General features: G+C 73.6%; 4 protein-coding genes and 2 pseudogenes. 5 read left to right on the forward strand and 1 reads right to left on the reverse strand.

Features of this window, described 5'->3' with window-relative positions:
* Positions 1-202 (reverse strand): annotated as a pseudogene (locus GA0115242_RS13710) (hypothetical protein); the annotation flags it as partial.
* A 140-nt stretch (positions 203-342) separates the two neighbouring features.
* Here GA0115242_RS13710 and mtnA point away from each other — a divergent pair.
* The 5 genes and pseudogenes from mtnA to GA0115242_RS13735 form a co-directional block, all read left to right on the forward strand.
* Positions 343-1485 (forward strand): S-methyl-5-thioribose-1-phosphate isomerase, encoded by a 1143-nt coding sequence (mtnA, locus tag GA0115242_RS13715; protein ID WP_093828105.1) that lies wholly within the window; start codon positions 343-345, stop codon positions 1483-1485.
* 4 nt (positions 1486-1489) lie between these two features.
* Positions 1490-2179, forward strand: coding sequence for a two-component system response regulator MtrA (gene mtrA / locus GA0115242_RS13720; RefSeq protein WP_187283109.1), 690 nt, complete (start codon positions 1490-1492; stop codon positions 2177-2179).
* A gap of 1 nt (position 2180) precedes the next feature.
* A complete protein-coding gene (gene mtrB / locus GA0115242_RS13725) occupies positions 2181-4226 on the forward strand; it encodes an MtrAB system histidine kinase MtrB (RefSeq protein ID WP_093828101.1) in 2046 nt (681 codons plus the stop codon).
* Entirely contained in the window at positions 4216-6051 is a 1836-nt protein-coding gene (locus GA0115242_RS13730; RefSeq protein WP_093828103.1) for an LpqB family beta-propeller domain-containing protein, read from the forward strand. The genes mtrB and GA0115242_RS13730 overlap by 11 nt, the downstream gene beginning before the upstream one ends.
* 339 nt (positions 6052-6390) lie before the next feature.
* Positions 6391-6728: pseudogene (locus GA0115242_RS13735) on the forward strand (ComF family protein); the annotation flags it as partial.

Below are 6728 nucleotides of genomic sequence, written 5' to 3' on the forward strand. Positions count from 1 at the left end.
CCTGGCCGGACGGCGGGGCCTGGCCCGGGGGCTGGGCGCCGGTGGGGGCGGACCACTGGCCGGCGGGCGGCTGGTCCTTGGACCACTTCACGCCCTCGTCCGCGGTGGGCGGGCCCTGCTGGTCGGCGGAGTCGCCCGTGCCCGGCCGGTGTCCGTCGGACGGGGAAGATCCGGGCGACGCCCAGCCCGGAGTGTCGTTCATCGTCGCTCCTTCACGGTGCCCGTCCGCGGTCGCGGCGGCAGGTTGGCTGCCATCGTGCCATGGGGTGGTCGCAGGGGTACCGGCCGCGGTATGCGCTGGACACCTTCAATTGTCCGGCGTGCACGGGGCAGACTGATCGCATGGCTGATCAGCAGGCGCGAACCGGCGAGGACAGCAAGCCCACCGAGACACCGGCGATCCGTTGGGAGGAGCCACCCGAAGGTCCCGTACTGGTCCTTCTCGACCAGACCCGGCTGCCCGCCGAGGAGGTCGAGCTGGTGTGCACGGACGCGTCCGCGCTGGTGGAGGCGATCCGGTCGCTCGCCGTGCGGGGTGCCCCGGTGCTGGGCATCGCGGGGGCGTACGGCGTCGCGCTCGCCGCCGCGCGCGGGTTCGACGTGGACGAGGCGGCGAACGCGCTGGCCGGGGCCCGGCCCACCGCGGTGAACCTGGGGCTCGGGGTGCGCAGGGCGCGGGCCGCGCACCGGGCGGAGTTCGCCAGGAGCGGCGACGAGGGGAGGGCCGCGGCGGCGGCGCTGGCGGCGGCGCGGGCGCTGCACGAGGAGGACCGGGCCGCGAGCGCCCGGATGGCCGCGCACGGCCTGGCGCTGCTGGGCGAGCTGCTGCCCGGCGGCGGGCACCGGATCCTCACCCACTGCAACACCGGGGCGCTGGTCTCGGGCGGCGAGGGGACGGCGTTCGCGGTGGCCCTCGCGGCGCACCGGGCGGGCGAGCTGCGGAGGCTGTGGGTGGACGAAACGCGTCCCTTGCTGCAAGGTGCTCGCCTGACGGCATACGAGGCGGCTCGCAACGGCATGGCGTACACCTTGCTCACGGACAACGCGGCCGGCTCGCTGTTCGCGTCCGGTGAGGTGGACGCGGTGCTGATCGGGGCGGACCGCATCGCGGCCGACGGTTCGGTGGCCAACAAGGTGGGGAGCTATCCGCTCGCCGTGCTCGCCCGGTACCACCACGTGCCGTTCATCGTGGTGGCGCCGCTGACGACGGTCGATCCGCAGACGCCGGACGGTGCTTCCATCGAGGTGGAGCAGCGTCCGGGGTACGAGGTGACCGAGATCACTTCGCCGCAGGCGGCGGTGGCGGGAGCGGGAGGGGGGATTCCGGTGGCACCCCTGGGGACCCAGGCGTACAACCCGGCGTTCGACGTGACTCCGCCCGAGCTGGTGACCGCGATCGTCACGGAAGAGGGCGCCGTTTCGCCCGTGACGGCAGAGGCTCTCGCGGAGCTGTGTGCCAGGTCACGCCAGGTAACGATTAGCTAATGGGATGATGTCGTTTATGAAGGGACGAGTCCTTGTCGTCGACGACGACACCGCACTTGCCGAGATGCTCGGCATCGTGCTGCGTGGTGAGGGTTTTGAGCCGTCTTTCGTAGCCGACGGTGACAAGGCGTTGGCCGCTTTCCGGGAGGCCAAGCCGGATCTGGTGCTCCTCGACCTGATGCTGCCCGGTCGGGACGGCATCGAGGTGTGCCGTCTGATCAGGGCGGAGTCCGGGGTGCCCATCGTGATGCTGACGGCGAAGAGCGACACCGTCGACGTCGTCGTGGGCCTGGAGTCCGGCGCGGACGACTACATCGTGAAGCCGTTCAAGCCGAAGGAGCTGGTGGCCCGGATCCGGGCCAGGCTGCGCAGGTCGGAGGAGCCCGCGCCGGAGCAGCTCGCCATCGGTGACCTGGTCATCGACGTGGCGGGACACTCCGTCAAGCGGGACGGCCAGTCGATCGCGCTGACGCCGCTGGAGTTCGACCTGCTGGTGGCGCTGGCCCGCAAGCCCTGGCAGGTGTTCACCCGGGAGGTGCTCCTCGAGCAGGTCTGGGGCTACCGGCACGCGGCCGACACCCGGCTGGTCAACGTCCACGTGCAGCGGCTGCGCTCCAAGGTCGAGAAGGACCCGGAGCGGCCGGAGATCGTGGTGACCGTCCGCGGTGTCGGGTACAAGGCGGGACCGAGCTGACATGTCCGGTGACAGTGCCGCTTCGACGCACGGGCGCGACGGGGCCCACGCGGGGCGGCCTGTCGGCGGGACGGCGGCCGGCTCCCGCTGGGTCCGGCTGCTGGAGGGCGGCCTGCTGGAGGGCGGCGTCCAGGGCAGCCCCGTGCTGCGTCTGTTCGTGCGCTGGCTGCGCAGGCCGCTGCTGCCGGTCATGCGGCTGTGGCGGCGCAACATCCAGCTCAAGGTCGTCGTCACGACCCTGCTGATGTCGCTCGGCGTGGTCCTGCTGCTGGGCTTCGTCGTCATCGGACAGGTGCGCAACGGTCTTCTCGACGCCAAGGTGAAGGCGTCCCAGTCCCAGGCCACCGGTGGTTTCGCGGTGGCCAAGCAGCGCGCCGACGAGGCCGCGTCCGGGACCACCGACGACCCCACCTCGCCCGACGGGCGCTCCTCGCAGAACGTGATCGCGTGGATGAGCGACCTGGTCTCGTCGCTGTCCAGCGGCGGCCAGGGCGCCTTCGACGTCGTCACGCTGCCCGCGGGCGACGACAGCGGCGGCGGGCGCGGACCGCGCGCCTCCGGCGGCATCGACCCGACGCTGAGCGTGCCCGACAACCTGCGCGCGCGGATCAACGAGAGCACCGCCGCGTCCCAGCGCTACACGCGGATCATCTACAAGGACCCCGGCAAGGACTCGCAGCCCGCGCTGGTCATCGGCAAGCAGGTCAACGACCCGAACGGCGACCCGTACCAGCTGTACTACCTCTTCCCGCTCACCCAGGAGGAGAAGTCGCTGAGCCTGGTCAAGGGCACGCTGGCGACGGCGGGACTCTTCGTCGTCGTGCTGCTCGGGGCCATCGCCTGGCTGGTGGTGCGGCAGGTCGTCACGCCGGTGCGGATGGCGGCCGGGATCGCCGAGCGGCTCTCCGCGGGGCGGCTCCAGGAACGGATGAAGGTCACCGGCGAGGACGACATCGCGCGGCTCGGCGAGGCCTTCAACAAGATGGCGCAGAACCTCCAGCTGAAGATCCAGCAGCTGGAGGACCTCTCCCGGATGCAGCGCCGGTTCGTGTCGGACGTCTCGCACGAGCTGCGCACCCCGCTGACCACCGTGCGGATGGCCGCCGACGTCATCCACGAGGCGCGGGTGGACTTCGATCCGGTGACCGCGCGCTCCGCCGAACTGCTCGCCGACCAGCTCGACCGGTTCGAGTCGCTCCTCGCCGACCTGCTGGAGATCAGCCGGTTCGACGCCGGGGCGGCGGCCCTGGAGGCGGAGCCGATAGACCTCCGCGAGGTCGTGCGCCGCGTCGTCAGCGGGGCCGAGCCGCTCGCCGAGCGCAAGGGAACCGCGATACGGGTCGTCGGCGACCAGCAGCCCGTGGTCGCCGAGGCGGACGCCCGCCGGGTGGAGCGGGTGCTGCGCAACCTCGTCGTCAACGCCGTCGAGCACGGCGAGGGCAAGGACGTCGTCGTGAAGCTCGCGTCGGCGGGCGGCGCGGTCGCCGTCGCCGTCCGCGACTACGGGGTCGGGCTCAAGCCCGGCGAGGCCACCCGGGTCTTCAGCCGCTTCTGGCGGGCCGACCCGGCACGCGCGCGGACCACCGGCGGCACCGGCCTCGGCCTGTCGATCGCCCTGGAGGACGCGCGGCTGCACGGCGGCTGGCTCCAGGCGTGGGGCGAGCCGGGCGGCGGATCGCAGTTCCGGCTGACGCTGCCGAGGACCGCGGACGAGCCGCTGCGGGGCTCGCCGATACCCCTGGAGCCCAAGGACTCCCGGCACAACCGCGAGCTGAAGGCGGCCGGGCTGCCGCGCGAGGGCGCCGCCAAGGCCGCCACCGTGCCCGCACAGCCCGCCGGGGACCCGAGGCCGCACCTCGCGCCCAGGAACAACGGCGCGGGCGCCACCGCCGATCCCACGGCGCTGCCCGGCAACGGCGCACGCGTGGTGCCGCGGCCCGTGTCCGGCGCCCGGCGCGCGGAGGGGGCGCGCGAGGAGACGACGGCGCGCGTGGAGACCCCGCAGGACGGTTCGCACACCCATGGGGAGGCATTTCGTGGGCGCTGACCGCCCGGAGGACGCCCGGCGCGGGTACGCGCGCGTGCTGACGTACGCGGCCTGCGGTGCCGTACTCCTCTCGGGGTGCGCGTCGATGCCCGACAGCGGGGACCTGCGGGGCGTGGACTCGACGCCCCGGCAGGACGCCCAGGTGCGGGTCTTCGCGATGCCGCCCCAGGACGACGCGCAGCCCTCGGACATCCTCTCCGGCTTCCTGGAGGCGCTGACCAGCGATGACCCGCTCTACGCGACGGCCAGGCAGTACCTGACCGAGAAGGCGTCGAAGACCTGGCGGCCCGACCGTTCCGTCACGGTCCTCGCGGACGGGCCGGGCACGGTGGCCGACAGCAACCGGGACGGCCGCGACGCCGCCGACGACCTCTCCTTCCACCTGGCCGGCACGAAGGTCGCCACCGTGGACACCCAGGACTCCTACGCGCCCGCCGACGGCGCCTACGACGCGCCCGTGCACCTCGTCCGCGACCCCAAGACCAAGCAGTGGCGCATCGACGGGCTGCCGCAGGGCGTCGTCATGGGCAAGTCGGACTTCCAGCGCATCTACATGTCCGTCGACAAGTACTTCTTCGCCTCGAACGTCACCACCCTGGCGGGCGAGCGCACCTCGGCGGTCGCCGACCCGGTCTACGTCCGGCGGCGCGTGGACCCCGTCACGGAACTGGTCAGGTCGGTGCTCGGCGGACCCACCCGGTGGCTCGACCCCGTGGTGCGCACCAGCTTCCCCACCGGGACCGCCCTCCAGAAGGGCGTCACCTCGCTGACCCCCGACGACCAGAACAAGCTCACCGTCCCGCTGAACGCCCAGGCGGCCCGGGTCGGCGCCACCAAGTGCGCCGAGATGGCGGCCCAGTTGCTCTTCTCCCTCCAGGGCCTCACCCCGACCGTCGACCAGGTCGAACTGCGGTCGGGCTCCAAGCGGCTCTGCTCGCTCGACGAGGACCACGCGGACGACGTCGCCCTGCGCGGCTCCGAACGCAGCCCCGACTACCTGTACTTCCTCGACAGCAAGAACCGGCTGGTGCGGCTGCCGTCCGGGAGCACCGGAACCCGGCCCGACCCGGTCCCCGGCGCGCTCGGCGAGGGCGGCAGGCCGCTGCGGTCGGTCGCCGTCGCCCGGGACGAGCATTCCGCGGCGGTCGTCACGTCCGACGGCCGCGAGCTGTACGTGGCGTCCCTGGTGTCGGGCGGATCGCTCGGCGACCCGGTCCTCACCAGCGGCGGCGGCACCGACGACGACCGGCTGACGGCGCCCAGTTGGGACGCGCGCGGCGACCTGTGGGTGGCCGACCGGGACACCGCGGACCCGAGGCTGCTCCTGCTGGAGCAGGGCGCGGGCGAACCGATCGTGGTCAAGGCACCCCGGCTGGACGGGCGCGTCCAGGACGTGAAGGTCGCCGCCGACGGTGTCCGGATCGCGCTCGTGGTGGCGAAGGGCGACAAGAAGTCGCTGCTCGTCGGACGCATCGAGCGCACCGGCGACCCGGGCGAGGAACCGTCCGTCTCGGTCCTCGAACTGCACTCCGCGGCCCCGGACTTCGAGGACGTGACGACCATGTCCTGGGCCGGTGACAGCCGCCTCGTGGTGGTCGGGCGCGAACAGGGCGGCGTGCAGACCACGCGCTACGTCCAGGTCGACGGCTCCACGCCGGAGGGGTCGCCGCCCGCGGCGCTGTCCGGCGTCAAGGAGATCACCGCCGCCGAGGACGACCGGCTGCCGCTGGTGGCGTACTCCGAGGACGGGATCGTGCGGCTCCAGGCGGGCGCGCAGTGGCAGAAGGTCGTCTCGGACGGCACGACCCCGGTCTATCCGGGCTGACGACGACGCGGTCGTCCGGTGGCGGGCGACGAGGCGGGGTCGTTCGGTGGCGGGCGGCGGTGCGGTCTCCCGTGAGGGGCGGTGGTGCGCCCGGCCCGTCCGCTGTCGCCGACCTGCCCCGCTCTCCCACAGGTGCCGACTCCGGGCCCGCCCCGCCCCGCGTCGCCGACCGGCACTGCTCTCCCGCAGGTGTCGACTCCGGGTTCACCCCGCCCCGCGTTGCCGATCTGCCCCGCTTCTCCGCAGGTGACGGCCGTGTTGCCCGTTCGCGTCGGGTTGTCCACAGGGGGTTTTCCACAGGGGTGGCCGGTTCGGCGCGGCGGGGTCACAGTGGTGGGTATGCGGGGGCTGTGGCGGGACCTGACCGACCTGGTGCTGCCGACCGAGTGCGGAGGCTGCGGAGCGCCTCGCACGGCGCTCTGCCCGGAGTGCCGTGCCGCCCTGAGCGGGGCCGTACCCGGCCGGGTACGGCCCGTGACCGAGCCACCCGGGCTGCCCCCGACGCACGCCGCGGCCCGGTACGCGGACGCGGTACGGGCGCTGCTCCTCGCCCACAAGGAGCGCGGTGCCCTCGGCCTCTGCGCGCCCCTCGGCGCGGCCCTCGCGGCGGCCGTCAGGTCGGGGCTGCGGGAGGCGGCGCGCGACGGCGGACGCCTCCCGGGCCGGGGTGCGCCGGT

The organism is Streptomyces sp. SolWspMP-5a-2, assembly GCF_900091845.1.
GTDB classification, from domain to species: Bacteria; Actinomycetota; Actinomycetes; order Streptomycetales; family Streptomycetaceae; genus Streptomyces; species Streptomyces doudnae.